The sequence below is a fragment of the Clostridioides sp. ZZV15-6388 genome, assembly GCF_020657755.1.
Classification (GTDB): Bacteria; Bacillota; Clostridia; order Peptostreptococcales; family Peptostreptococcaceae; genus Clostridioides.
Genome location: NZ_JAGWCU010000008.1, coordinates 62,158 through 88,469 on the forward strand (window position 1 = coordinate 62,158; position 26,312 = coordinate 88,469).

25 protein-coding genes, 1 riboswitch and 1 other annotated feature are annotated in these 26,312 nt (G+C 28.1%); of the genes, 17 read left to right on the forward strand and 8 right to left on the reverse strand.

The genetic code is table 11. The annotated features are described in order from the left end of the window. From moaC to KGF48_RS07340, 6 genes are all read left to right on the forward strand, one after another. Nucleotides 1–471 carry a cyclic pyranopterin monophosphate synthase MoaC gene (moaC, locus tag KGF48_RS07315; protein ID WP_227828435.1) on the forward strand — a complete coding sequence of 157 codons (471 nt, stop codon included), beginning with the start codon at nt 1–3 and terminating at the stop codon, nt 469–471. A gap of 34 nt (nt 472–505) precedes the next feature. Further along, nucleotides 506–940, forward strand: coding sequence for an MOSC domain-containing protein (locus tag KGF48_RS07320; RefSeq protein WP_227867874.1), 435 nt, complete (start codon nt 506–508; stop codon nt 938–940). Nucleotides 941–1,172: 232 nt separating this feature from the next. Then, on the forward strand, nt 1,173–2,252 hold the full coding sequence (locus KGF48_RS07325; RefSeq protein WP_227867875.1) for a DNA alkylation repair protein: 1,080 nt from the start codon (nt 1,173–1,175) through the stop codon (nt 2,250–2,252). Between the two features lie 231 nt (nt 2,253–2,483). Continuing rightward, nucleotides 2,484–2,695 (forward strand) — a binding site (T-box leader). 161 nt (nt 2,696–2,856) lie between these two features. Continuing rightward, nucleotides 2,857–4,146 (forward strand): cytosine permease, encoded by a 1,290-nt coding sequence (locus KGF48_RS07330; protein ID WP_227840253.1) that lies wholly within the window; start codon nt 2,857–2,859, stop codon nt 4,144–4,146. A 52-nt stretch (nt 4,147–4,198) separates the two neighbouring features. Continuing rightward, the gene (locus KGF48_RS07335) at nt 4,199–5,278 is read left to right on the forward strand and encodes a DUF917 domain-containing protein (RefSeq protein WP_227828438.1); all 1,080 of its coding nucleotides are present in this window, start codon (nt 4,199–4,201) and stop codon (nt 5,276–5,278) included. Nucleotides 5,279–5,298: 20 nt separating this feature from the next. Further along, nucleotides 5,299–6,843: a hydantoinase/oxoprolinase family protein gene (locus KGF48_RS07340; protein ID WP_227840252.1), complete on the forward strand. Its 1,545-nt coding sequence runs from the start codon at nt 5,299–5,301 to the stop codon at nt 6,841–6,843. An 82-nt stretch (nt 6,844–6,925) separates the two neighbouring features. Here the strand turns inward: KGF48_RS07340 and KGF48_RS07345 are convergent, their stop codons facing one another. Together KGF48_RS07345 and KGF48_RS07350 are read right to left on the reverse strand one after the other, a co-directional pair. Continuing rightward, on the reverse strand, nt 6,926–7,210 hold the full coding sequence (locus tag KGF48_RS07345; protein WP_227840251.1) for a transcriptional regulator: 285 nt from the start codon (nt 7,208–7,210) through the stop codon (nt 6,926–6,928). 71 nt (nt 7,211–7,281) lie between these two features. Beyond that, complete coding sequence (locus KGF48_RS07350) at nt 7,282–8,037, reverse strand: lysophospholipid acyltransferase family protein (RefSeq protein WP_227828441.1); 756 nt, start codon at nt 8,035–8,037, stop codon at nt 7,282–7,284. Nucleotides 8,038–8,335: 298 nt separating this feature from the next. Continuing rightward, nucleotides 8,336–8,430: riboswitch (guanidine-I (ykkC/yxkD leader) on the forward strand. A 63-nt stretch (nt 8,431–8,493) separates the two neighbouring features. Between KGF48_RS07350 and KGF48_RS07355 the strand changes: the two genes are divergently transcribed. After that, nucleotides 8,494–9,201: a B3/4 domain-containing protein gene (locus tag KGF48_RS07355; protein WP_227828442.1), complete on the forward strand. Its 708-nt coding sequence runs from the start codon at nt 8,494–8,496 to the stop codon at nt 9,199–9,201. A gap of 19 nt (nt 9,202–9,220) precedes the next feature. Continuing rightward, nucleotides 9,221–9,910: a radical SAM protein gene (locus KGF48_RS07360; protein WP_227828443.1), complete on the forward strand. Its 690-nt coding sequence runs from the start codon at nt 9,221–9,223 to the stop codon at nt 9,908–9,910. A 246-nt stretch (nt 9,911–10,156) separates the two neighbouring features. On the opposite strand, the gene KGF48_RS07365 is transcribed toward KGF48_RS07360, so the two are convergent. From KGF48_RS07365 to KGF48_RS07375, 3 genes are all read right to left on the reverse strand, one after another. Continuing rightward, entirely contained in the window at nt 10,157–10,357 is a 201-nt protein-coding gene (locus KGF48_RS07365) for a cold-shock protein (protein WP_227828444.1), read from the reverse strand. 392 nt (nt 10,358–10,749) lie between these two features. Further along, a complete protein-coding gene (locus tag KGF48_RS07370; protein ID WP_227483233.1) occupies nt 10,750–11,016 on the reverse strand; it encodes a DUF3795 domain-containing protein in 267 nt (88 codons plus the stop codon). A 41-nt stretch (nt 11,017–11,057) separates the two neighbouring features. Beyond that, nucleotides 11,058–11,867 carry a helix-turn-helix transcriptional regulator gene (locus KGF48_RS07375; RefSeq protein ID WP_227840250.1) on the reverse strand — a complete coding sequence of 270 codons (810 nt, stop codon included), beginning with the start codon at nt 11,865–11,867 and terminating at the stop codon, nt 11,058–11,060. Between the two features lie 312 nt (nt 11,868–12,179). Here KGF48_RS07375 and KGF48_RS07380 point away from each other — a divergent pair, with 312 nt between their 5' ends. Together KGF48_RS07380 and KGF48_RS07385 are read left to right on the forward strand one after the other, a co-directional pair. After that, entirely contained in the window at nt 12,180–12,467 is a 288-nt protein-coding gene (locus KGF48_RS07380) for a hypothetical protein (protein WP_227840249.1), read from the forward strand. 295 nt (nt 12,468–12,762) lie between these two features. Beyond that, nucleotides 12,763–15,669 (forward strand): EAL domain-containing protein, encoded by a 2,907-nt coding sequence (locus KGF48_RS07385; RefSeq protein ID WP_227840248.1) that lies wholly within the window; start codon nt 12,763–12,765, stop codon nt 15,667–15,669. A 149-nt stretch (nt 15,670–15,818) separates the two neighbouring features. Here the strand turns inward: KGF48_RS07385 and KGF48_RS07390 are convergent, their stop codons facing one another. Further along, nucleotides 15,819–17,438: a Na/Pi cotransporter family protein gene (locus KGF48_RS07390; protein WP_227840247.1), complete on the reverse strand. Its 1,620-nt coding sequence runs from the start codon at nt 17,436–17,438 to the stop codon at nt 15,819–15,821. Nucleotides 17,439–17,751: 313 nt separating this feature from the next. Beyond that, nucleotides 17,752–18,492 (reverse strand): helix-turn-helix domain-containing protein, encoded by a 741-nt coding sequence (locus tag KGF48_RS07395; RefSeq protein WP_227840246.1) that lies wholly within the window; start codon nt 18,490–18,492, stop codon nt 17,752–17,754. A 148-nt stretch (nt 18,493–18,640) separates the two neighbouring features. Here KGF48_RS07395 and KGF48_RS07400 point away from each other — a divergent pair, with 148 nt between their 5' ends. From KGF48_RS07400 to KGF48_RS07430, 7 genes are all read left to right on the forward strand, one after another. Further along, nucleotides 18,641–19,390 (forward strand): nitrogenase iron protein NifH, encoded by a 750-nt coding sequence (locus KGF48_RS07400; RefSeq protein ID WP_227840245.1) that lies wholly within the window; start codon nt 18,641–18,643, stop codon nt 19,388–19,390. Between the two features lie 63 nt (nt 19,391–19,453). Then, on the forward strand, nt 19,454–20,350 hold the full coding sequence (locus KGF48_RS07405; RefSeq protein WP_227840244.1) for an ABC transporter substrate-binding protein: 897 nt from the start codon (nt 19,454–19,456) through the stop codon (nt 20,348–20,350). 16 nt (nt 20,351–20,366) lie between these two features. Further along, complete coding sequence (locus KGF48_RS07410) at nt 20,367–21,347, forward strand: iron ABC transporter permease (RefSeq protein WP_227840243.1); 981 nt, start codon at nt 20,367–20,369, stop codon at nt 21,345–21,347. Then, nucleotides 21,347–22,141, forward strand: coding sequence for an ABC transporter ATP-binding protein (locus KGF48_RS07415; RefSeq protein ID WP_227840242.1), 795 nt, complete (start codon nt 21,347–21,349; stop codon nt 22,139–22,141). The genes KGF48_RS07410 and KGF48_RS07415 overlap by 1 nt, the downstream gene beginning before the upstream one ends. Nucleotides 22,142–22,248: 107 nt before the next feature. Next, nucleotides 22,249–23,526, forward strand: a complete 1,278-nt coding sequence (locus KGF48_RS07420; RefSeq protein WP_227840241.1) for a nitrogenase component 1 — start codon at nt 22,249–22,251, stop codon at nt 23,524–23,526. A 1-nt stretch (nt 23,527) separates the two neighbouring features. After that, a complete protein-coding gene (locus tag KGF48_RS07425; RefSeq protein WP_227867876.1) occupies nt 23,528–24,739 on the forward strand; it encodes a nitrogenase component 1 in 1,212 nt (403 codons plus the stop codon). 159 nt (nt 24,740–24,898) lie between these two features. Next, entirely contained in the window at nt 24,899–25,090 is a 192-nt protein-coding gene (locus KGF48_RS07430; RefSeq protein ID WP_227828455.1) for a hypothetical protein, read from the forward strand. A 99-nt stretch (nt 25,091–25,189) separates the two neighbouring features. Here KGF48_RS07430 and KGF48_RS07435 read toward each other — a convergent pair whose 3' ends face one another. After that, nucleotides 25,190–26,002 carry an Mrp/NBP35 family ATP-binding protein gene (locus KGF48_RS07435; RefSeq protein ID WP_227840239.1) on the reverse strand — a complete coding sequence of 271 codons (813 nt, stop codon included), beginning with the start codon at nt 26,000–26,002 and terminating at the stop codon, nt 25,190–25,192. Between the last annotated feature and the right edge of the window lie 310 nt (nt 26,003–26,312).

Consider the following 26,312-nt stretch of genomic DNA (forward strand, 5'->3'; position numbering starts at 1 on the left):
ATGTTAACGCATATAAATGAAAAAGGGTATGCTAAAATGGTAGATATAAGTGAAAAAGATGATACTAAGAGAACTGCTATAGCAACAGCTACGATTACTCTTGGCAAAGAAGCTTTAGAAAAGGTAAAAAATGGACAAATAAAAAAGGGAGATGTATTATCCGTAGCTCAAGTTGCAGGGATAATGGGAGCTAAAAATACATCTTCAAATATACCAATGTGCCATCAAATTAAATTGGTTGGATGTGATTTAGAATTTGAGATAGATGATTCTATGTCTGCTATTAAAATATATGCAACCTGTAAATCGCTTGGCAAAACTGGTGTAGAAATGGAAGCATTAAATGCTTGTTCTTTAGCAGCGCTTACAATTTATGATATGTGTAAAGCAGTTGATAAAAAGATGGTCATAAGCAATATACATCTTGTGGAGAAAACTGGTGGAAAATCAGGTGATTTTAAGTTTGAATAATTTAAGAATATATGGGTGAAAATTTGGAGGAAATATGGCTAAAGTAGTGTCAATAAATATAAGTGACAGAAAGGGTGTCATTAAGGTTCCTGTGCAATGTGCAGAATTAAAAGTAAATCATGGGATAGTTGGAGATGCACATGCAGGGAACTGGCATCGTCAAATAAGCTTACTTGGAAAAGAAAGTATAGATAAAATGAAAATGAGGGGTTTTGAGCAATTAAAATTTGGAGATTTTGCTGAAAATATAACTACAGAGGGAATAGAAGTATTTTCACTACCTGTTGGTACAAAGTTGAGAATAGGGCAATGTGAAGTTGAAGTAACTCAAATAGGGAAAAAGTGTCACAGTGGATGTGAAATTAAAAAATTGACAGGAGACTGTGTAATGCCACGTGAAGGAATTTTTGTTAAGGTTTTAAAGGAAGGGATTATAAATGTTGGAGATTCAATAGATATAATTCAATAAAAATTTGATTAAACTTAAAATAAATTTCTAATCATATTTAAAAATTTTCTTAAATGTTCGTATAGCCTTTTTTTATAGGCTGTTCGGACATTTTTTCTGTCAGTAGATACTTCATGATATTTTAGAATGTGTAGTGTGAAGTATTTTCAATAGATAGATTTAACAATATAACATACTGTTGTATAATGTGAGATATGATTAATAAATTAAATATGGGAGGAGAGATATTCATATGCCTGACTTACTAAAAAATATGTTTAATTATGAGTCACTTCATGAGATTGCATCGACTATACAATCAGTTTACACCGAATTTAAGATAGATGAGTTCTTAAAATCTATACTGGATGAGACATGGAATGATTTAGGGTTAAAGGGCAGATGTCGAAAAATAAGTATAAGTTTGGGAGAGTATTTACCAGTAGAATATGCAGAAGCTCTTGACATTCTTGAAAAGGCAGTTTCTGGCTTTTCTTTTGCTTTTTTCTTTCCAGACTTTGTTGAGGTTTATGGGCAGAATGAAACTAATTGGGATTTATCTATAAGTGCTTTAGAAAGAAATACTGAATACTGGTCTTCAGAGTTTGCTGTACGTGCATTTATCATTAAGGATGAAAAACGTATGATGGCACAGATGTTTGCTTGGTCTAAGCATAAAAATGAACATGTCCGAAGACTTGCAAGTGAAGGTTGCCGTCCACAGTTGCCGTGGAGTCAAGCACTAACTGAATTTAAAAAAGACCCTACACCCATTCTACCTATATTGGAACAATTAAAAACCGACTCATCACTGTATGTACGAAAGAGTGTTGCTAATAATCTAAATGACATTTCAAAAACACATCCAGATTTAGTTGCAAACCTTGCAAAAGATTGGTATGGTGTAAATGAATATACTAACTGGATTGTAAAACATGGTTGCAGAACTCTACAAAAAAAAGGCAATCGAGATGTGTTAGCCATTTTTGGATACAACGATATTGCTTCTATTGATATTCAGGACTTTGATTTAGACACAACGACAGTTTCAATGGGAGGAGATATAACTTTTTCATTTTCAATTTTAACAAAGGAAACTACAAAAGTAAGACTCGAATATGGGATTGATTATGTAAAATCCAATGGAAAAAGAAAGAGGAAGATATTTAAAATATCAGAAGTTTTATTAAAAGAAAATCAGAAGAAGTTTTACGAGAAAAAACATTCTTTTGCAGATGTAAGTGTAAGGAAACATTACTCAGACATCCATTCGATTGTGCTTATCATTAATGGCATAGAACGAGATAAGCTAGATTTTGAATTGAATGTATAATTTTACCTGAGTAACAAGTAGTATCCATTATATAAAATGGAAATAATTTGTAAAATTATATTCAATTGTATATAAAAATAATATAAAATTTTATTAAATTTAAAAAATACAAAATATAAATACAGTAATAATATAAAAAATTACATATAAAACTAAAAAATACAAGTAATTTACTTTTTAAGTTGACAAAATATTGCATATATATTATGATATAAATCATAAATAAATAACGTAGATTCGCAGAAGAAGAAAGTAGCATAAAGGAATTTTACAGAGAGTTAGATTTAGCTGAGAACTAATATTGGAATTTATGTGAAAAGGACTTTGGAGAATACTATTACAGCTCTATTGTAGTAGTGGTTTAATTCGCCTTAAGAAAATGAGTGAGTAAAATAAATTTTTACTAATAAGAGTGGTAACACGGATTGGTATTCGTCTCTTGGATTTTTTCCAAGAGGCGTTTTTATTATAAAATTATTTCAGAAAATTTAAAACTATATATTAAATGAAAATTATAAATATATAGTTGTTAATAAATTTATAAATTAGAAAATTGTAAAATAAACTAACTAAATGGTTTTACAATTTTAATGGAGGGATGAAAATGGAAGAAGAAAAAATTAATTATGCCTTGGAACAGGTTCCAGAGAATCAAAAACGTGGTTGGGTAGCTATGTTTTCAGTGCTAGTAGCAATAGGCGTGGATTTATCATCTGTTATTTTAGGAGCTGAGTTAGCTCAAAGTATGCCAATGAAACAAGCAATATTATCAGTAATTGTAGGTTCATTTTTTTCTGCTATTTTGTATACTATATGCTCTTTAGTTGGCTCATCTACAAGTCTATCTACATCTATGATAACAAAATATGTATTTGGAGAAGCTGGAGCAAAAATATTTTCTCTAGTTATAGGGGTTTCTCTATTAGGATGGTTTGGAGTTCAAGTAGGCTTCTTTGCTCAAAATGCTCAAATAATAATAAAAGATATATTTAATCTAGATGTGAGCATGCAAGTTTTAAGCCTCATAGGTGGTCTTTTGATGATGAGTACAGCTATTTATGGATATAAAGCAATGGAAAAATTAAGTGTGTATTCAGTACCATTCTTATTAATTCTTATGATGTTAACTATATTCTTGTCTTTTAAAGCAAATGGAATTCCAGTTGATGATAATATGAAATCGACTATGACATTTGCAGGTGGAGTTTCTCTATCAATGAGTATAATAATAGTTGGAGCAATAGTATCTCCTGATATAAGTCGCTGGGCTAAAAGTAGAAGAGATTGTGCACTTTCAAGTTTTCTAGGGATACAATTTGGAAATGCCTTTATGATAGTAGTATCAATAATATTAGTAAAATGTATGGGTACTTCAGATATTATGAGAATTTTTATTACATTAGGAATTGCTATACCAGGTATAATTGTACTTACATTAGCTCAATGGACTACAAATACAAGCAATGTATATTCTGCATCACTAAGTATAGCTCTTGTACTAAAAAAAGCTCCTGAAAAAGTATTAACTATAGTTCTTGGTGTTGTAGCAACTTTATTAGCTGTATTTGGAATATATGAAGGATTTATAGGATTTTTAAATTTACTTGGAATTGTTATTGCACCTGTTGGTGGTGTGTATACAGCAGAATATTATATAGTAAAACAAGAACTTAAAGGATTTGATAAGGGGATAGCATACAAACCAATAGTTAAACATTCAATAATATCTTGGATAATTGGTATATTAATAACATACCTTTCTACATATGGATTTATAACTCTTACTACTATAGCACCTTTAGATGGATTTATAGCAGGATTTATAATACAATCAATTATTGGGAAAGTGATTTGTTCATCAAAAAACAAACAAGAAGTAAAAAAAGCAGTTTAATGAAATATGCTTGTAAAGTATAAAATAAATTTGGATATGAGGAGAAAGTAACATGAGATTTTTAACAGAAGAAAGCGTGGATAAAATAGCAGTTGGCGCAGCAGTGCTTGGAACTGGAGGAGGAGGAGACCCATACATAGGTAAATTAGTTGCAAAACAAGCAATTAAAAAGTATGGGCCTGTAAAAGTGATTAGTTTAGATGAACTAGAGGATGATGCTTTAGTAGTACCAGTATCTGGTATGGGTTCTCCTGTAATTACAATAGAAAAATTACTTTCTGAAGTGGAATTAACTACTCCTTTAGAGATAATGGAAAAATTATTGAATAGAAAAGTTGATGTTATAATTCCTATAGAAATAGGGGGAATAAATTCACTTATGCCAATAGCAGTTGCTGCAAAAAAAGGGCTTCCTATTTTGGATGCAGATTCTATGGGTAGAGCGTTTCCGGAAGCTCAAATGGTAACTTTTTATCTTGAAGGGTATGAAGCCTCACCTGCTGTAATGGCTGATGAAAAGGGTAATTCAGCTATCCTTTATCCTGTTGATGGAATTTGGTCAGAAAGATTGGCTAGAACTTTAACAGTAGAGATGGGAGGAAGTTCTTCTATTAGTGACTATAATTTAAGCGGAGCTCAAGTCAAAAAAGCTGCTATAGGAAATACCTTGACTATAGCTGAAACTATAGGAGGATTTTTACTTGAGAATAAGTCAGACTCAAAAGGTGCTATTGAAAATATATTGAAAGAATTAAAAGGATACAAATTATTTGAAGGAAAAGTAGTTGATATTAAAAGAGAGTTAAAAGGTGGGTTTACTAGAGGGCATGCATTTTTTGCTGGAATTAATGGATATGATGGAGAATACTCTGTACTATTCCAAAATGAAAATCTAATTGCAAAAAAAGGTAGTACACCACTTTGTATTACACCAGATTTAATAGCAATATTAGATTTAGAAACTGGATTCCCAATAACTACAGAAAGAATAAAATATGGTTCTCGTGTGATGGTAGTAGCTTTTCCTTGTAATGAAAAATGGAGAACTAAAAAAGGAATTGAGACAGTTGGACCTGGATACTTTGGGTATGATGTAGAGTATAAAACAGTAGAAGAATTACAAGGAAAATAAAAATTTAGGGGGAAATTTTGATGTATCGTGTAGGAATTGACGTTGGAGGAACAAATACAGATGCTTGTATACTGGATAAGGAATTAAAAGTAATCCATTCAGTTAAAGTAGCAACTACAAAAGATGTTGAAACTGGTGTTTATAATGCCTTAAAAAAAGTTATAGATGAAAGTAAAATTGACCATTCATTAATAAAATATGCTATGCTTGGTACAACTCACTGTACAAATGCAATAGTAGAAAGAAAAAGGCTTAATAATGTAGCAATGATAAGAATAGGAAAGCCAGCAACCACTGCCATTTTACCATTTATAGATTGGCCAGAAGATTTAAGAGAAAAAATAGAATTAGATTCAATATTGATATCTGGTGGTTATGAGTTTGATGGAAGAAAGATAAATGAACTTTGTAAAGATGAAGTAGTAGATTTTTGCAATAAGATAAAAGGTAAGGTAGAAAGTGTTGCAATAAGTGGAGTATTTGCTCCTGTAAATAAGCAACAAGAAGAAGAAGTTGCAAAATGGGTTAGAGAGATTCTTGGGGATATTCCAATATCCTTATCAAATGAAATAGGTAATATAGGTATCCTGGAAAGAGAAAACGGAGCAATTTTAAACTCTGCATTGTCTAGAGTAGGTAAGGCTGTTTCTTTAGGATTTGAGAAAGCATTGAAAGATTTAGGAATAGATGCAGAAATATATTTTAGTCAAAATGATGGAACATTAATGAATTTAGAATACACAATGAAGTATCCTATTTTCACAATTGGATGTGGAATAACAAATTCTATAAGGGGAGCATCCTTTTTATCAAAAGTAAAAAATGCAATAGTACTAGATGTTGGAGGAACTACGAGTGATTTAGGTGTATTATACAATGGATTTCCTAGAGAATCTTCAATTCCTGTTACAATTGGAGGAGTACATACAAACTTTAGAATGCCAGATGTTTTAACCATTGGACTTGCTGGGGGAACTTGTGTAAAAGGTGAAAAAGATAATATAAAAATAGGTCCTGAGAGTGTAGGGTATAGAATAACTGAAGATGCAATAATATTTGGTGGTGATACTTTAACTTTATCAGATGTTGTTACAAAGTTAGGCATGGCATTTGAGGATAGAAAAAGTAATGTTGAAAATTTAGATAAAGATTATTGTGATGATGTATATAAAAAAGTAATTTTAAAACTAGAAGATGCTGTAGACCAAATGAAGACTAGCCAAAATGATGTTGAATTAGTTTTAACTGGTGGAGGAAGTATAATTGTCCCAGAAAAACTAAAAGGCATAAGTGATGTTATAAGACCTCCTCATTATACCGCAGCAAATGCTATTGGTGCGGCTTTAGGGCAAATAAGTGGAGATGTAGAAAAAGTGTACAGTTTAGATAAAATGTCTAGAGAAGATGCTATAGAAGATGCAAAACAAGAAGCCATAAATAAAGCTTTAAAAGCAGGTGCTAAAAAGGATACTATAGAAGTATTAAATATAGAAGATGTTCCACTTGCATATCTTCCAGGTAATGCACTCCTTATAAAAGTAAAAGTTGTTGGAGATTTGATATAATTTAAAGAAAATTTAAGTGCTTTTAAATATGTTTTAGATATAAAAAAATCGGTGCATAGTTTGTACCGATTTTTTATCTTTATTAGTAGAGAACTCGTTTTTTTGCTTCTGCTATAGCTCTAGCAGCACTTTTTGCTTCGATTCTTTTTTCTTCTTCTCTTTTAAAAGCATTTATTGTATCATTTAAATTTTTATCGTGTTCATTTTTTTCTTTGTCTTCGTTTTCTCTGTAAACTAATACATAATCTATTATTGATTCATTTATTATTTGAGATATACTTTTATTTTCATTAATTCCTATTCTTTTAACTTCTTTAAGTAATGTTTCATCAATGTGAACCGTTGTTTGTTTTGTATTTTTTGCCACCTTAATCACCTCTTAAAAAAATTTTAACATTAAAATTTTTTATAGTCAATAAATTTTAACATTAAAATTCTTTAAAAGTTTTTATTTGTTTTTCTAAAACTTTCTATTTTGCTTATCATATTTTTTTTTATATTTTCGCCTAATACAGAAGATTTTAGTCTAGGATTTTCAATATGGTCATAAATTGGTTCTAGGAATTCAACTTCAACAGGAACAGAATTAATTTTACCAATAGGTTGATATCCTTCATAAGTATCTTTTGAATTTTTTATGACTAATGGAACAATAGGACACTTTGCTTTATATGCTATTTTTAAGGCTCCACTTCTAAAATCTGATACTAGTGAATTTGGTTCTTTAATCCATGTTAAATCCCCTTCTGGAAACACTGCCATACTCTGGCCTGTAAGTATATTTTGTGAGGCTTCAGCAATACTTTTAATCCCTTCTCGATTATTTTTTCTGTTTACATATACACATCTTAACAACTTTGCCCATTCTTTAAATATAGGTATATTTCTCCAAACTGGCTCATCTGCAATTACACATCCAATTGGTCTCTCTACACTTGCTGCTAGGATAAAACTATCAAGCATACTTGAGTGATTTACAACAAATAAGATTGGTTCTTTTGGTAATGTTTCTTTGCCAAGTATATTAAGGTCTATATTTACTATATCTAAAGATTTTTTAGCTTGTTTTTGCATAAATTCAAATTTTTCTTTTAAGCTAAATTTATCTGGATTTTTTTTGATTTTTATAAGTTTAGGTATAGAAGATGTAAAGCCTATGAGTTGATATGTAGCAAATTTTAAGTAATTATTCATAAAATTATCTCCTTAAAATAAAATTGTTTATTACTGTAAAGATTTTAACATAAAATGAAATTTAAGTCTATTTTAATTGGGATTTATAACTTACATTTAAAATAGACCTATTTTGAAATTTTTATACTTATAATTTTATTAATAAAACTATATTAATAATGTAGTATTCTATTAGATTAGCTAAATAACCTTTAAATATTATTTTGTATAATATAAATAGAAGAATCCAATATAGTATTGTTTTAAATTTTATATTATGCTAAAATTTATTTGTATTTTATAAATTACAAAAATATATAGTTTAGTTTTCTAGGGTTCCGCATTTTATAATGGGCAGGTCCAAGAGAAAACGCACGGTTATTGTGTACACGGAAGGATAAAAGCCTGGGAGATATTTAATAATATTTCTGTAGGCTTTTTTATTTTTATATATTTTAAAGTTGAGGAGGTATTCTAATGAAAAAATTTGTTGTTGAGAATGAGTTTTGGAACCTATTTCCTAGTTCAAAGATTGGAGTTGTTATTTGTCAGGACATAGACAATTCTATAATGGATAAAGAAGAATATAAGGAAATGATTTTGCAGGGAGAAGAATATGCATTAAAACACTTGAAGGATGTAGAATTTAGCAATAACCAAGTAATTAAAGTATGGAGAGAAGCATTCAAAAAATTTAAAACGAAAAAAGGAGCAAGGTCATCTATTGAGGCATTGTTAAAAAGAGTTCATAATGGAAATCATATAGCAACTATTAACCCCTTAGTGGATATTTACAATTCTATTTCACTAAAATATGCATTGCCTTGTGGTGGAGAAGACATAGACAAATTTATAGGAGATATTAGGTTGACTAGAGCAGTTGGAAATGAAGAATTTATACCATTAGGAGCAGGGGAAAACTCATCTCCATATGAAGGAGAAATAGTTTATAAAGATAATGGTGGAGCAATTTGTAGGTGTTGGAATTGGCGTGAAGCAGTGAGAACAATGCTTACTGAAAATACAAACAATGCCTTTTTATGTATTGAATTAGTAGATGAAAGCAGATTTGAAGAATTTGAGAATGCTTTGAATGATTTAGTGAAAATAGTTCAAGAAAATTTAGGTGGAACATGTAAAATTTCCATTTTAGATATTAACAATAAAGAAGTATCAATAAATTAATTTGAGGGAGTGTAGAGTAATGAGTAGTTTTAGTTATAAAGATATTTATATTGAGGATGGCAAAAGAGTATTAGAAGTAAACATACTTCCTGAAAAGTATTGTAATTTTGATTGTATATTCTGTCCTATTGGAAGGTCATATAATAAAGTAGATACACCTCAATCATTTGACAAGATTGATGACTCACTTAGAGAATTAGAACGTATGATAGAAAAGTATAAAGCAGAACTAGTTTTCATTAATTCAAAAGGAGAAGCCCTATTGAATGATAAAGTTTGTGATGTAATTGAGTTAGTAAAACGTAAAAGAGTGCCTGTACGATTACTTTCTAATGGATATTTATTAGGTAAAGATGAATATATAAAAGTAGCCAATATGTGTGATGAAATTATTGGAGAGATAAAAACAATATCGGAAAAAGATTTTCAAAAAATTCAGAGACCAATTGTAGGGTATACTCTAGAAGAATATATTTCAAATATGATTTTATTTAATAAACAGTATAAAGGAAAATTTATTTTAGAAGTAACAATTATCAAGGGATATAATGATAATGAGGAATCTATTAATAAGATAAAAAGTATTATTGATGAATTATCTCCAAATAAAGTGATTATTGAAAGAATGAACGATGAAAAATTTAAGCAAAAATTTGGTATATCTAATGAAAGGTTTGATAAAATTTCAAAAACATTATTAAACTTTTGAAAACATTAATGAAAAATGTTTATATATGAAATAAAAATCTAATAGAGTTAATCTATTGGATTTTTTTATATACAACATACTATATATCCTTACTGAATTAACTTTTATTTATGAAGATTATTTTATATTTAGAAGAGGGCTTTTTTCATTTGTCCAAACAATATTATTTACTTAATTAATAATTATCATATATATTATCAATAAAAAAAGACTCTTAAAAGAGTCTTTCCGAAAAAATCTATATAATTATAATATAGTTATGTTTTCTGCTTGCTGACCTCTAGCACCTTTAACTATATCAAAGCTTACTTTTTGACCTTCTTCTAATGATTTAAATCCTGAAGTTTGTATAGCTGAGAAATGAGCAAATACGTCATCTCCACCGTCTACTGTTATAAAACCAAATCCTTTTTCGTTGTTAAACCATTTCACTATTCCATTATTCATTAAAAATACTCCTATTAACCTATATCAAGATATACTTGATTTAATTGTGTATTACTACAAATACTATTGTATCACAGATTAATAAAAATGTCTACTTAATTGTAATTTTTAGTTAACATTTTTTGTTTATCCTTAACCATAAAAAAATTAAAAAGCTTTGTATTGCTATATATTAGTGAAAATGTAGATAAAATACTTTACTGACATTTAACTGACATAAATATTAAAATCTAAAATTAAGAGATTTAAAAATCAATGTTTATTTGCAAAAAAAATAGATAGCTATTATTTTATATTGAATAATAGCTATCTATCTTAGAGAATATATAATTATGTATTAAAGTAATAGTATAATATTTATATATAAGATAAAATATATAAATACTATACTATTATAAAGCTAGAGAAGCCCATTTTTCACATTGAGAAATTCTTTTTCCATCATCACCTTGCTCTTTATCGTATGCAAATTGAGTTAATATTTCACATGGAAATGTGTCACATAGGCCACAATGTGTAAGATTTTTATTCTCACAACATGATTTTACAGGACATTCTTCAGACCAAAAAGGTTTATCAATATTTGTACATCCAGCGCAATTTACATCTTCCTTATACTTACATTCACAACACAAAATTCCACATCTTGATTCTATCATTTTAAATCACTCCTCAAATATAAACTTTATATAATTATATGTTAAAATTTATATTTCTCATTGTAAAAATCAGACAAATTTTTTATATAGGTTGTTGGATTAACACCACAAATAGATTTAAAATCATTTATAAAGTGAGATTGGTCATAATAACCTATATTTTGAGCTAAAGTTGTAAATGACATCTTATTACTTTGTATTTCTTGTAGTGTCATGTTTATACGTAATAATCTAAGGTATGTCTTAACACTCATACCAAGAGAATTATTAAAAATCCTATTTAAATGGCGTTCACTATAACAACTAATTTGAGCAATATTTTTAACAGACATGATAGAGTTTTGTTTTCTAGCATCTATAAGAATTGGTATTGTTAAATCTTTTATATTAGATTTAAATAAGTACGATAAAAATAACCTATCAAATTGTTCAATGAGTTCTTTAAGAGTACTGGACTTTTCAAAGATAGAATTAGTTTCCAAATCAAGTTGAGTGTTAAAATCTTTAACAGGAATTATTAAATCGGCTGATTCTATTTGAGGAAAACCTGTCAAATAGTATACTCCACATGGAAGAAATTCAACAAATACCCTAAAGAGTATATTTTCTATATCGTTTTTTACAATAGTAGTTTTTGTTGTAGCACCCCAAAATTTGCTATTTATACCTTTTTTACTAAATTCAAATACCATACATCCACTTGCATCAGGTATCAATGTCAGGTTTTCTATAGAATTTTTATCTGGAACAGTTATTGTATAATGGGCTATATATGGTCTTAATAATTTGTGTGGTGAAATATATATATCATGATTGCAATTTTTTAACATGTTTTTAATTTTTTCTATCATAAATATGTCCCCCTGATACTATTTAGTGATAAATAGATTAGTTTAATTTTAATATTTTATATAATAAAACATTCTGATAAAAAAGTTTCATTGAGAGTATAAAGTATATAGAATAATTATAAAATAAAGTCTAAAAATGTACAATTATTAAAAAAATTATATGCGCTCATGAAATTGGCATGTTGGATATAGTTAGGTATAAATTAAACACAGAAAATAATAGTGTTACTTTTATAATAGATACATATAAAGATATTTTTAAGAATAAAATTTATTATTAAATAAAAAATAAGGGGAGAGTGATTTAATAGAATGGCATCAAAACAAACACCAAGAAATAATTTAGAAAAGTTTTTAAGAATAAGGGTTCTGTCACATACAGGCGACAAAATACATATAAAATTACCTGTAAATTTTGCAAAGAGAATGATTGAAAATAATGCTTTAGATTTGTTTAATGGAAAAGATGATGTAGTTGATGGTAAAAAAGTTACTGAAATATTAGTTAAGGCATTTGATTATGATTTGACTGGAGAAGTGGTTCATCTAGAAAGAAAAAATGGGGATATTATTAAAGTATCAATTGTTCAATCAAATTAATTTATAGAAATTTCAATTTGATGTAATTATAAAAAACTATATAAAAAATTAATTATTTTATCATATTAAAAGCTATATAAATTTGTTATTTTGCAAATTTATATAGCTTTTTTAAGTATTCTTATTATGTATGGTAGGTATAAAAAGTGGTATATTTATATAAGTTAAGTTTTCTGTATTGTCACTTGTAATATATACCTTAGAAGTATTTTGAAAGTTAAAAAACTGGCAGTATATTCTATTTTTCTATTTAAAATGATATAATATATCTACTAAGAGGGAGGAGGACAAAATTTTGAAGTTAAAATCCTTTCAATTGATTCTGATTGTTTGTATGATTTTTCTTTCTTTTCCAATAGAAATTAACTCTGCTTCAGATAGGGTTCCAGTTAAAGTCGGGTATTATGATGATGGCGATTATATGAGTCGAAATGAAAATGGAGAGTATATAGGATTTAATTTTGAATACTTACAAGAAATTACTAAGTACACTAACTGGAAATATGAAATAGTAGATTGTAAAAGTTGGGAAAATGCTTTTGAAATGTTAAAATCAGGTGAGATAGATGTTCTTCCTAGTGTCTATTATACAAAAGAACGCACAAAAGAAATGCTTTTTCCAACCCTACCAATGTGTAATATCTATACAACTTTAAATGTAAGAGTGGACGATACTCGTTATGATTATGAGGATTTTGATTCTTTTCAGGATATGAAAGTAGGTATTATTAGTAATAGTAAGGATGCTGAAAACTTTAAAGAATATTGTAAAACAAATGATTTTGAAGTTCAAATTATATCTTATAAAGAAACAGATGATTTGTTAAGAAATTTAAAAAATGGAAATCTTGACGGTGTTGCTATAACACATCTTGGTCGGACTAGTACATTTAAAAGTGTAGCACAGTTTTCTCCAGAGCCACTTTATACTGTGGTTTCAAATAAGAAGCTGGATTTATTATCTCAACTGAATTCTGCTTTGAATACATTGACACTTAGGAATTCAAGTTATGAAACAAAATTATACAATAAATATTTTTCTATAAGTACTGCTCAGAAGCCAGTATTTACAAAAGATGAGCAAGAATATATACAACAATCTGGTGAAATTTCAGCTGTGTATGATTCTACAAAGGCACCACTAGAATATGGTGATTCCAAAACAGGCGAGTTTTCTGGTGTGGTTGCTGATTTATTTAAGGAAATTACAAATAACACTGGGTTAAAATTTAGATTTATTTCTGCAAAAAGTTATAATGAAGCACTTCAAGTATCAAAAGATTCTAGCACATCTATAGTTTGTGGTATGGAAAACGATTATATTAATAACCAAAAAAACAATATAAGAACAACTCAGTATTATTTACGTGCTCCAGTAGTTTTAGTTAGTGGAGGAAAAGAAAATAAAATTAAAAAAGTGGCAGCTGTAAATGGTTCTTTAATTGGGAAAAATATTACTGAAGATGGGAAACTAGATAGAACTATAGAATATTATAATTCTCCAAAAGAATGTTTTGAAGCTGTATTAAAGAATAAAGTGGATGCTGTTTATGTAAATACATATATTGCAGATTATCTATTGTCCAATCCTCGTTATGAAAATTTTTCTGTTTCGACCTTGACAAACTATGCAGAAGAAATAAGTATTGGTATTTCTGATTCTGCAGATTCAAGGTTATTTTCTATACTAGATAAATGTATTCAATACATGTCAACAGAACAAATGGACAGAATAATTTTAAAAAATACAATAATTCAATATGATATAACTTGGAAAGATATTATTCATCAGCATCCAATGGCAATTATTGGAGGAGTTATTATAATAGCGGCTATTATTATTATACTTTTGAGTTTTCTACTTTTATTAAAGTCAAAAAACAATAAACGTATTGAGAGTTTGTTATACCGAGATAGTCTTACAGGAATTTGGAATTTAAATAAATTTTGTAAAGAAGCTATTAAGAGTTTAAGAAATGCAGAAAGCGGTTCATATGTGATTGTTTATTTAGATATAAAACAATTTCGAACGATTAATGACACTTTAGGATTTTCAGAAGGAGATGAAATACTTTGTGCATTAGCTAAAGCTTTACAAAATACTGTCTCTTTTGAAGAATCTTGTGCTCGCGTTTCTGCAGACCAATTTGTTATGTTATTAAAATACAATAGTTGGGATTGCTTAGAAGAACGTCTCTTTAAGATTGATAATCAATTAAATGATTGGGTAGAAAAAATGAGAAAAACTTACCAACTTATTCTTGTATTTGGCGTATACATAGTAAATGAAGTTGAAAAACATGATATATCTCTTATGCTTGACCTAGCAAATTATGCGAGAAGAAATACAGAAATAACTCACAAAAGTTGTGTTGTACTTTATGATATGACTATGAGAGAGGAAGGGTTACATCAAAGAAACCTAACAGATAGGATGCAAATAGCCTTAGAACATGGAGAGTTTGTTCCATACTTTCAACCAAAGGTAGATATGAATACAAATAAATTGGTAGGAAGTGAAGCACTGGTAAGATGGAATTATCCAGATAAAGGTATAATAAGTCCTGGAAAATTCATTCCTTATTTTGAAAAAAACGGATTTGTAGTAGAAATTGACTTTTATATCTATGAAGAAGTCTGCAAACTGTTAAAGAGATGGATGGATTTGGGATTAAATATTAGTCCAGTATCTTGTAATTTTTCCAGAATTCATTTTAATAATGAAAATTTCTCAGAAAGATTGATAGAAATAGCAGATTCCTATAAAATACCTCACAAATACCTTGAAATAGAAGTCACAGAAAGCATTTTTGTTGAAAATCTCAATCAGATTTTGAGTCATTTTAATCAACTAAAAGAATTAGGATTTCCTATTTCTATAGATGATTTTGGTTCTGGATATTCATCTCTTGGTTTATTACAACAATTTTCTGTTGATATAATTAAGTTGGACCGTACATTTATACAAAAAGGAATGCATGGTAGTCGTGAACAAGCTGTTGTGCGTGGAGTGGTAAATATGGCAAAAGAATTAAATATGAAAGTTATATGTGAAGGGGTAGAAAGTATAGAACAAGTGATAAGACTAAAAGAAATTGGATGTTATTTGGCACAAGGATATTTTTATGCAAAGCCAATGCCACAAGATGATTTTGAGCAATTATTAAAAAATCCCATACTGAAAATTAAATCAAATGTTTAAGATACTTGTTTATTATATAAGAGAAAAAGTAAAATACATATTCCAAATTTATATTAATTAAATTAAAAAAGCTATAAATAATAAAATTATTATTTATAGCTTTTTATTATATTAAGTAGTTAATTAAAATTAAATATAAATTGTAATCACTATATTTTTTGTTTAAGTTTTAAAACTTGCGTTACTATATTTGTTGAGTGGTCAGAAATTCTTTCTAAGTTAGTAAGTAAGTCAAGGTAAAGTACACCAGCATCAATTGTACAACTGCCATTATTTAATCTAATCATATGAGCATTTCTAAAAGTTTTTTCTAAGTAATTTACCTCATTTTCAACTTCTAAAACTTTGTTTGCTAATTCAAAATCTTTTACATCTAAAACTACTAAAGCATCCTTAAAGTTAGTCATAGTTTTATTGTATATTTCATAGATTTCTTTTATTGCACTATCAGAGAAGTTAACATTCATTTCTTTAACAGTCATAGCCAACTCAGCTATATTTTCAGCATGGTCAGATACTCTTTCGATATCATTTACTGTATTGAAAAGTAAATCTGTTCTAAATCGTTCATCATCTCTAAGTGGTTCTTTAGAAAGTTTTAACAAATAATTTAATATATCTTTCTGCAATTTATTAACAACTTTTTCAGACTCAAAAGTTTTCTTAATATCTTCACTACTTTTATTTAAAAAACCTGCAATTGAATGTTCTAAAGAGTTTGTGGCCTTATGTCCCATTCTAACGACTTCTTGTACAGTATTACCAAGTGCTATAGATGGAGTACTAAACATTCTTTCATCTAAGTACTTAGTATTGTTTACAACTTCTGATTCAGTTTCTTTAATAGGTATAAGTTTGTTTGCTAATTTAACTATGTATTTAGAAAATGGCAATAATATTATAACATTTGTAAGATTAAATAAAGTATGTGCATTTGCTATTTGTCTAGCTGTGTCAGTTGGGTTAAAATGAGTAACTATAGCTGATATAGGTTTATTTAAAACAAGCATAAATATTATTGTACCAATGACATTAAAACTTAAATGCATTACAGCTGCACGTCTAGCATTTCTATTTGCACCAACACTTGATAAAAGTGAAGTAACACAAGTACCAATATTATCTCCATAAAGTATAGGTAAAGCAGCTGATAGAGGAAGTATTCCTTGAGAAGCTAAAGCGATTAGCATACCCATAGAAGCACTTGAACTTTGTATGATACCAGTTATTGCAAATCCTGCCAATATACCAAGTATAGGATTTTTACTAAAATATAAAAGTGTATCAGTAAATCCCTTATATTCAGCAAGTGGAGCTACTGCATCTTTCATAAATTCCATACCTGTAAACAATATACCAAAACCAATAAGTATTTCAGCTAAGTGTTTTGTTTTTTGATTTGATGTAAATAAATAAAATACTATACCTATACCTAATGCAATTGGGGCGATTCCTTCAAGATTAAATGAAACTAGTTGGGCAGTAACAGTAGTACCTATATTTGCACCCATTATTACACCAATGGCTTGACTTAGATTCATTATTCCTGCATTTACAAATCCTACAACCATTACAGTAGTAGCACTTGAACTTTGTATGATACCTGTAACAACTGTACCTACCAATACACCCATAACAACATTACTTGTTAAGAGTTCGATGATTTTCTTTAATTTGTCTCCTGCCGATTTTTGTAAACCTTCTCCCATTAAACTCATTCCATAAAGAAAAAGTCCAAGACCACCGATAAGACTAATTGCTATATTCACGACATTTCCTCCCTTAAGAAATTAATAAATTTTTTATATGAATTATAAACTTTATTAACTAAAATTTATCGTTTCCATAATATAGAATAACAAATTTTGTCAATTTAAATATTAACGTTTTGTTAAGTATAGGTTAAGAGAATGTTAAATCTTTAAGTTGTTGTTAATTTGAGAAAACTTATATCATATAGTAATTTAAATACTTGAGGTGATATTTAGCATATTTTGGATAAAATTAACTTAACAAAGAATTAACTTTTTTCGTCAAAATATTTATAACTAAAAAATATCATCCTTTGCAGAATGATATTTTTTAGTTATAAATATTTTTATATTCAATTGGTGTAAGGTTGTTAAACTTTTTAAAAACCATACTATAATAATTTTGGCTATTGAACCCAACAAATACAGCAACATCTAAAATAGACATATCTTCTCGAAGTAAATATTTTTTACTTTTTTCGACTCGAACTTTATTGAGAAAATTAGTAAATGTATATCCACTTTCTTTTTTAAATAGGGAACAAAAATAACTTTTATTAAGTTGTAAATCATTACATATATCACTTACTGTTATATCTTCTGAGTAGTTTTTATGAATATAATCGATAGTTTTTTTTACATAAAAACTAAGAGCTGGTTTGTGTTTCATTTTATCATTACATATTTCTGATAAAAGATTTGATATATAATCTATACATGATAGAGGCTTAAATGGTATGTCAGAAAACTCAATATCATTATTAATGCATGATTTAAAAGGTCCTATAACAAAATAGCCATTAGAAATATCAAATTTATGTATCGGCATAATTAAAAATTGTATGTCATCGCAAAAACTTAACATTATATAGGACAAGTTTTTATTAGATATAAAATCTGTACTTTTTATATTATTGAATATGTTTAAACTAGAAAAGTACTTTTCTAGTTTATCATTGTAGCCAACGCTACAAAGTTCTTTTAAATCCTTATTAATCACTTTTGTTGGGATATTACAACAGTCAAAAAAATCATTAATGATAAGTTCTATATTATCTTTAAAACATTTCAAAAAATCACCTCATTTAAATTTATACAAATATTTTTATAAAAAAACAAATATAGTTAAGAATTTAAAAAACATATCGCGTAAAATAGTTATTGCGAATGATAATTAATTTCGTTAAATAATATTATGATGTAAGAGAGGTAAAAAGTCAATGAAAAAAATAGCTATTTATGGGAAGGGAGGAATTGGAAAATCAACAACAACTTCCAATTTATCTGCATCACTTTCTCATTTAGGATATAAGGTTATGCAAATAGGATGTGACCCTAAATCAGATTCTACTAAAAATTTAATGAAAGGAAAATTTATACCAACAGTTCTCGATGTCATGAAAGAGAAGAAAGATGATTTGAAACTTGAAGACATAGTATTTGAAGGATATGGTGGAGTATTATGTATTGAAGCTGGAGGACCAACTCCAGGAGTAGGGTGCGCTGGAAGAGGCATAATAGCGGCTTTCGAAAAATTAGAAGAACTAAAGGCCTTTGAAATATATAATCCAGATGTAGTAATTTATGATGTACTTGGAGACGTTGTTTGTGGAGGATTTTCAATGCCAATAAGAAATGGATTTGCAAATGAAGTGTATATAGTAACTTCTGGAGAAATGATGTCAATGTATGCTGCTAGTAATATATCTTTAGCTGTAGAGCAATTTAAAAATAGAGGATATGCCTCTTTAAAAGGACTCATATTAAATGCTAAAAATGTTGAAAATGAATTAGAATTAGTTGAAAAATTGGCTGATGAAATAAAAAGTAAAGTTTTTCACTATATACCAAGAAATAAAATCATGCAACAATCTGAGAATAATGGAAGAACCATTATAGAAGAAGATAAAGATAATGAAATGTCACAAGTATATATAGAACTTGCAAATAAGATTATACAAAGTAACTAGATAGATATAGGTTTAAATAGAAAATACAGTTTTAAAATAAAGTTTATTATGGAGGAAATTTTTATGAAATTTAAAAAAATATGCTCAGTATTTTTACTTAGCACATTAATATTAACAGGATGCTCAAAGCCGTCAAAGGATGAGTCTGCAAATAAGGAGTCAAATAACAACGTAAAAGTTGTCTCAGCCACAGTAGCAGCAACACAAGTATTGGATAAATTAGATGCTACTTTAGTAGGCATTCCAACGACTAAATCTGAACTACCAGAAAAATATAAAAATCTACCAGAAGTAGGACAAGCTATGAATCCTGATTTAGAAATTGTAGCATCTCTTGAGCCAGATGTATTTATAGTTGATAGTATGTTTAAAGAAAATGTTGAAAAGAGTATGAAAGAATATAACCTAGATACATTCTATTTTGAAACTGGAACATACACAAAGTTTCTTAAGAGCATAGAGAATTTAGGTAATAAAATAAATAAACAAGATGAAGCAAAAAAACTTCTAAAAGAGCTAAAAGGAGTAGAAGAATCTGTAGTAGAAAAGTCAAAAAAACAGGATAAAAAACCAAGGGTAGCTATTTTATTTGGTGGTGGAAATAATTTTATGTTAGCTACAAAGAGCTCATATCTTGGTGACTTGGTTAAAACAGTAGGTGCTGAAAATATAGCTGATAACTTAACAGATAGTGTGGATTCAGATTATATACAATTTAGCTTAGAACAAATTATAAAAGAAAATCCAGATTACATACTTAGATTTGCTCATGGGAATATAGAAGAGACTAAAAAAGCATTTGATGATTCTTTTGATAAAAATCCTGCATGGGATACATTAAGTGCAGTAAAAAATGGAAAAGTTATAGATTTAGACTCAAGTATATTTAATGTATCAGCAAATATACATGTCAAAGATTCAATAAATAAATTGGGAGATATCTTATATGGAGATAAATAAATTTTAGGTGAAGAATATGGATAATAAAAAAGTATTATTGATATTTGCAGGGTTGATAACTGTAATTATTTTATTAATTGTTTTTTCTACTGTAGGGAGTGTAAATTTAAGTATTGGGGAAATATTTGATGCATTGATAAATGAAAATAATGCAATGGTTACTACAATAGTTTATAAGATGAGGTTACCTAGAAATATTTTAGCAGCGTTAGTTGGTGCAAATCTAGCAGTTTCAGGATTATTGTTACAAGCTGTTATGAAAAATCCATTAGCAGACCCTGGTATAACAGGTATATCTACAGGAGCAAGTGTAGCTGCTATTATAATATTGCTTTTATTTCCACAATATACAAGTATGTTGCCAATAGTTGCTTTTATCGGAGGGCTCATATCTTGTGGAGTAGTATATTTGATGGCGTATAAAAATGGGCTTAGACCAGAGCGAATTATACTAGCTGGAGTAGCTGTAAACACTATATTAGGTGGTGTGATATCATATTTATCAACTATGTATAGTGAAAGAATTCAAAGTGCAATGTTGTGGTTAAATGGAAGTTTAGCCACAAAGACTTGGTTAGATGTAAATATGCTAATATGGTATTCTGTTATAGGATTGATAGGAGCTATTTTCCTTATCAGAAGTGCAAATGTACTACAATTAGGAGATGATGCAGCTACAAATCTTGGCTTCAATGTAAATAAAAGTAGGCTTTTAATCTCATTAGTAGCTATATTTTTAGCAGGTGTTTCTACTTCAATAGTTGGTGTCATCAGTTTTGTAGGTCTTATAGTACCACATATAACGCGTATGTTGCTTGGCAGTGACCATAAATATACGATACCATTTAGTATAGTACTAGGGAGTATAGTATTATTAATTGCAGATACATTAGCAAGAACAATAGGAGGCTCTATAGAGATTCCAGTAGGCGTTATTATGTCTATAATAGGGGGTCCATTCTTCTTATATTTATTAAGAAAGAGAGGCAGTTATTAATGTTCAATGTAAAAAATGTCAAAATAGGTTATGAAGATAAGATTATCATAGACAATCTGAGTGTGAGCATTAAAGAAAAAGAAGTGGTTTCTATATTAGGTCCAAATGGTTCAGGAAAATCTACATTACTTAAATCCTTATCTAGAATTTTGAAAATTAAACAGGGTGACATATATATTGGAAAGAGAAATATGAAGGTCATGAGTAATAAAGAAATTTCGAGAAAAGTGGCATTATTAGCTCAACATAATGCCTCCCTAAAGGATATAAAAGTAAAGGATTTAATATATTATGGAAGAATACCACATAAAGGTTTTTTTGAAAGCAAAAATAAAAATGATGAAGAGATAGTAAATTGGGCAATGAGAAATACAGGTCTTGAAACATATAAAGATAAAATGGTAAGCAATTTATCTGGAGGAGAAAGACAAAGAGTATGGTTAGCAATGGCACTTTGTCAAAAGCCAGATATACTTTTATTAGATGAACCTACAACATATTTGGATATATCTCATCAATTAGAACTAATGGAGCTTGTAAAAGATATAAATAAAAAATTTGGAATGACTATAATTATGGTTTTGCATGATATAAATCAAGCGAGCAAATACAGTGATAGACTTATTATTATGAATAATGGTGCTATAGTAGCGGATGGACATCCTAATAATGTAATAAGTGAAGAGATAATAAAAGATGTTTACAAGGTAAAATGTGATATAGATATAGACCCAATTAGCAAAAAGCCTAGAATTCATCCAATAATGTTATGTAGAAGAACTAGTAGTATATAAAATTTTAATATTTAAGATGACTATAGTTGAAAAAATATAAAAAGTAATATAAGTGTAACTTTAAATTTATAAAGTTGTATAAGTAATAGGATTGGAAAGGAAAAAGTATGTATACTTTAAATGTATTAAATAGATTAAAAGATATAGCGTATGATAAAGATATAAAATCTTTATCATATGCTGTGTTTCCAGGGACTCATTGTCCATTGTTTGGAGTTGTATTAACTGCATCATATATAAAAAACATGGCTCTTGTGATAGTAGGAACAAATGAATGTACTTATTATAGTAAAAATTTTGCATATCATAGACAGTCTGGTCAAGATAGTGTTTATTCAGTAGTCTTAAAAGATAAAGATATAGTTTTTGGTGCAGAAAAAAAAGTAATAGAAGCTGTAAATTATATTTCAGAAGTTGAAAAATTTGATGCAATAATGATAGTAACTACATGTGTACCAGAATTAATAGGTGAGGATTATAATGCTTTATCTGAGGAATTGGAAGAACTGATTGGTGTACCTGTTTTAACAGTTAATACCGAACATTATACATGTAATTCTCATATAATTGGAATGACAAGAGCTTTAAAGAGTTTATCATCAGTTATGGAGAATTATACAAATAAAAAAGGTGTTAATATTTTAGGGCATAGACAAGAGCATGTAGAAGATACAGAGCTTGTAAAGTTACTTTCTAAAGAAGGTGTAAAAATAAATTGTGTAATACCATCTAAATGTACTATAAGAGATATAAAAAGTGCATCTAGTGCTAAATTAAATATAGTAACAGATATGATAGCATTGGATTTAGCAGAAGATATGAAAAATAAATTTGGAATAGAATACATATATTTTGATAAAAACATGAAAGAGTCAATTATAATGGAAAACTATAATAAACTTTGTAACATTTTAGATATAGATGTACAAGATGAATTATTAGAGCAAAGACAAAGATATAATTTGTTATTGAATAAATGTAGACTTCTAATGGAAGGTAAAAAGCTAATTTATGGGAATACACCAATGATGGCATTTGAAACAGTGGATTTCTTAACAGAATTAGGGTTAGTGCCAGAATTTATAAAAGTGCGTGAACTTTATGAACAAGATAGTTTATTTAAAGACAACATAATAAAAAAAGGACACAATCCATATGTAAGCAGAATTGCAAATATAGCACCACTTAGAAGTTTGTATGATACTATAAATGCAGATATTTATATAGGTCATGAAAGTCCAATGTTATTAAAAGAAAAGGGACTTATGCAAATAACGTTAGACGAACATGCACAAAAAATAGGATTTGAGCTTCCAATAGGCATAATGGAAACTTTAATTAAATTATTTGATGTGGAGAAAGTTACAAGAAAGGAAGTGATTTAATATGGAAGTATATAAATATTTTCCAAATCCTTCTGATAGAATGGGAATAATATTTACAGTATCATCAATAAGCGAAGCCTGTGTCATAGAATTTGGTCCATCAGGAACAACTCACTATGCTATAGAAGCAATTGGAAGTTTAAATGGACAAGACAAAGCAAAGATTTATTCAACTCATATGAGTGAAAGCGATGTTACGTTTGGAAATTATGATAGATTAGAAAAGGCTATAATTGAAATAGATAATAATATTAAACCCAAGTATATATTTGTAATGGCTTCATCTGTATCTTCTATTATAGGTGTGGATATAGTAGGAATCTGCAATATTATAAGTGATTCCGTAAATTGTAAGCTAATCCCAATCACAACAGGTGGATTAAGAGAAGATTATAATCAAGGAGTTGAAGATTTTTTTTATATATTAGCAAAGGATGTAGTAAAAGAGAGCAATGAAAAAATTGATAGCTTTAATATAATTGGATGTAATATAGACCAATATAATTTTTTATCAGATTGTGAAGAAATTAAAAGGATGATAAAGACTTTTTTCAAAAAAGAAGTAAATGTAACCTTTACATCATACACATCAATTGAGGAAATAGAAAATGCATCTAAGTCTAGTCTAAATATAGTACTTAGGAAAGAAGGTATCAAAGCAGCAACTTTTATGAAGGATAAGTATAATATACCTTATGTGTATAAAAAGCCTTATGGAATAAAAAATACTGAAGAGTTTATTAAAGACATACAAAAAGTAACTATGTGGCATTTGAATAAAAGTGCTTATGAAGCTGAAGTATCTAGCATAAAAAGACAAGTATTTAATATAAAAAGGAAGTTTTATTTTTATGAGGGAAGCAAAAAATGTGCTGTATTTGGAGATTATGACACTGCTTTAGGGTTTAAAGATTTATTAAATGAATTAGGTCTTGAAGTTGATAGAGTTAACATATTACATAATACAGATTGTAAGGACGAATCCGTATATATTGGAAATAATGAGTTAGATAGAAACAAATATTTAAAAGAAAATGAGTTGTTGGTTTTATTTGGAGATGGTACTAGTATTGATATGAATCATAATTCAAAGTTAGATATACAGATAAGTAATCCAAACTTAAAAAGTGTAAATATATATCCATATACACCATTTGTTGGATTAAGAGGAGTGCTTTACATAATTGAAAGAATACTTAATATATCACTATAAGATAGATTTATTAAAAGGTTAATGCATATTTTCTCACAATAATTTATGAATTCTGTTAGGATTTGTAGGATATGGGATATAATATAAATAAGTAAATTTTGTAAGAAGAGAATTTATTTGCTTTATTTTAATTATGTTGGAGAAGTGGGGGAATAGGTTATGGAAAGACTAATGGAGCTTTTAGAAAGAAAATTTTTAAAAGATGTAGAACTCTTAGAATTGGAAGATATAGAAAATGTAGTAGAGTGTAAAATGACACAGCCATACAATGCTCACTATAATGAATATCTAGTAAAAGTGAAAAATGGAGATATGATAGAAGAATATTTTGTGTATTTAAAACATAGATAGATGTAAAAGAGGTGTGTATTTTATTTGTAATATTACAAAATAAATACACACCTCTTTTTTTAGTGTTAAAGTGTAAAACTATAAAATTTTAATTTATATCTATTTAATATTTTCAACAATATCAGTTAATACTGAGTCTAAATCATTACTAATTTCTGTAACACCATTATGAGTAATATCTATGATTTCTTTAGTCATAGGAAGTTCACCTAGAAGTTTTAAATCTAAGTCATTTAAAAACTTTTCAGTAGAGTCACCATCAAATAATTTGATTTTTTTAGAACAATCAGGACATTGAATATAACTCATATTCTCAATAACTCCAAGAACGTTTATGTTCATTTTTTTAGCCATATTAACAGCTTTTGATACAATCATAGATACCAAATCTTGAGGAACTGAAACCATAACTATTCCACTTATAGGTATAGATTGCATAACTGTTAATGCAACATCTCCAGTTCCAGGGGGCATGTCTATAAGTAAATAATCTAGTTCTTCCCAAAGTACATCAGTATAAAATTGTTTTACAACTCCTCCAACTAGAGGTCCTCTCCAAACAACAGGCTCATTTTCGTCATCTATCATAAGATTTATAGACATTACTTTTATGTTGTTTGAATTTTCTACAGGATAAATATAAGAACCATCAGAATAAGCTTTTACATTTTTTAGACCCATAAGTCTAGGAATACTTGGTCCTGTTATATCAGAGTCTAATATACCAACTTTGTATCCCATTTTATTTAGTTTATTAGCAAGTAAAGCAGTTACAGTCGATTTACCAACTCCACCTTTCCCACTCATAACACCAATTATTTTTCCAAATTTATTGTTAGGGTTATTTTCAATAGAACAATTTGATTGACTATTACAATTTCCCTTTGATGGACATGAATTACAATCTGCCATATTTATTACCTCCAATTTTTAGTATTTATTAGATTATTTGTAACCTACATATACTATTTTAGTACAATTAAACAATAAAGTCATTATTTAAAAGCAACTTAGAATATTTTCTATTAAGCAAATAGTAATTTATTATAAAAAAAAGAAGGTAATAAAAAAATATAACCTTCTAAATAAAATGGTTGTTTCAATTGACCTATAGAGTTTAATCATATAAATATATAGGAAATATTTCAATATATTATACATAAATGGTCATTTTATAAGTATAACTGGAAATTATATATATTTTTTATAGAAGTTTGTTGAA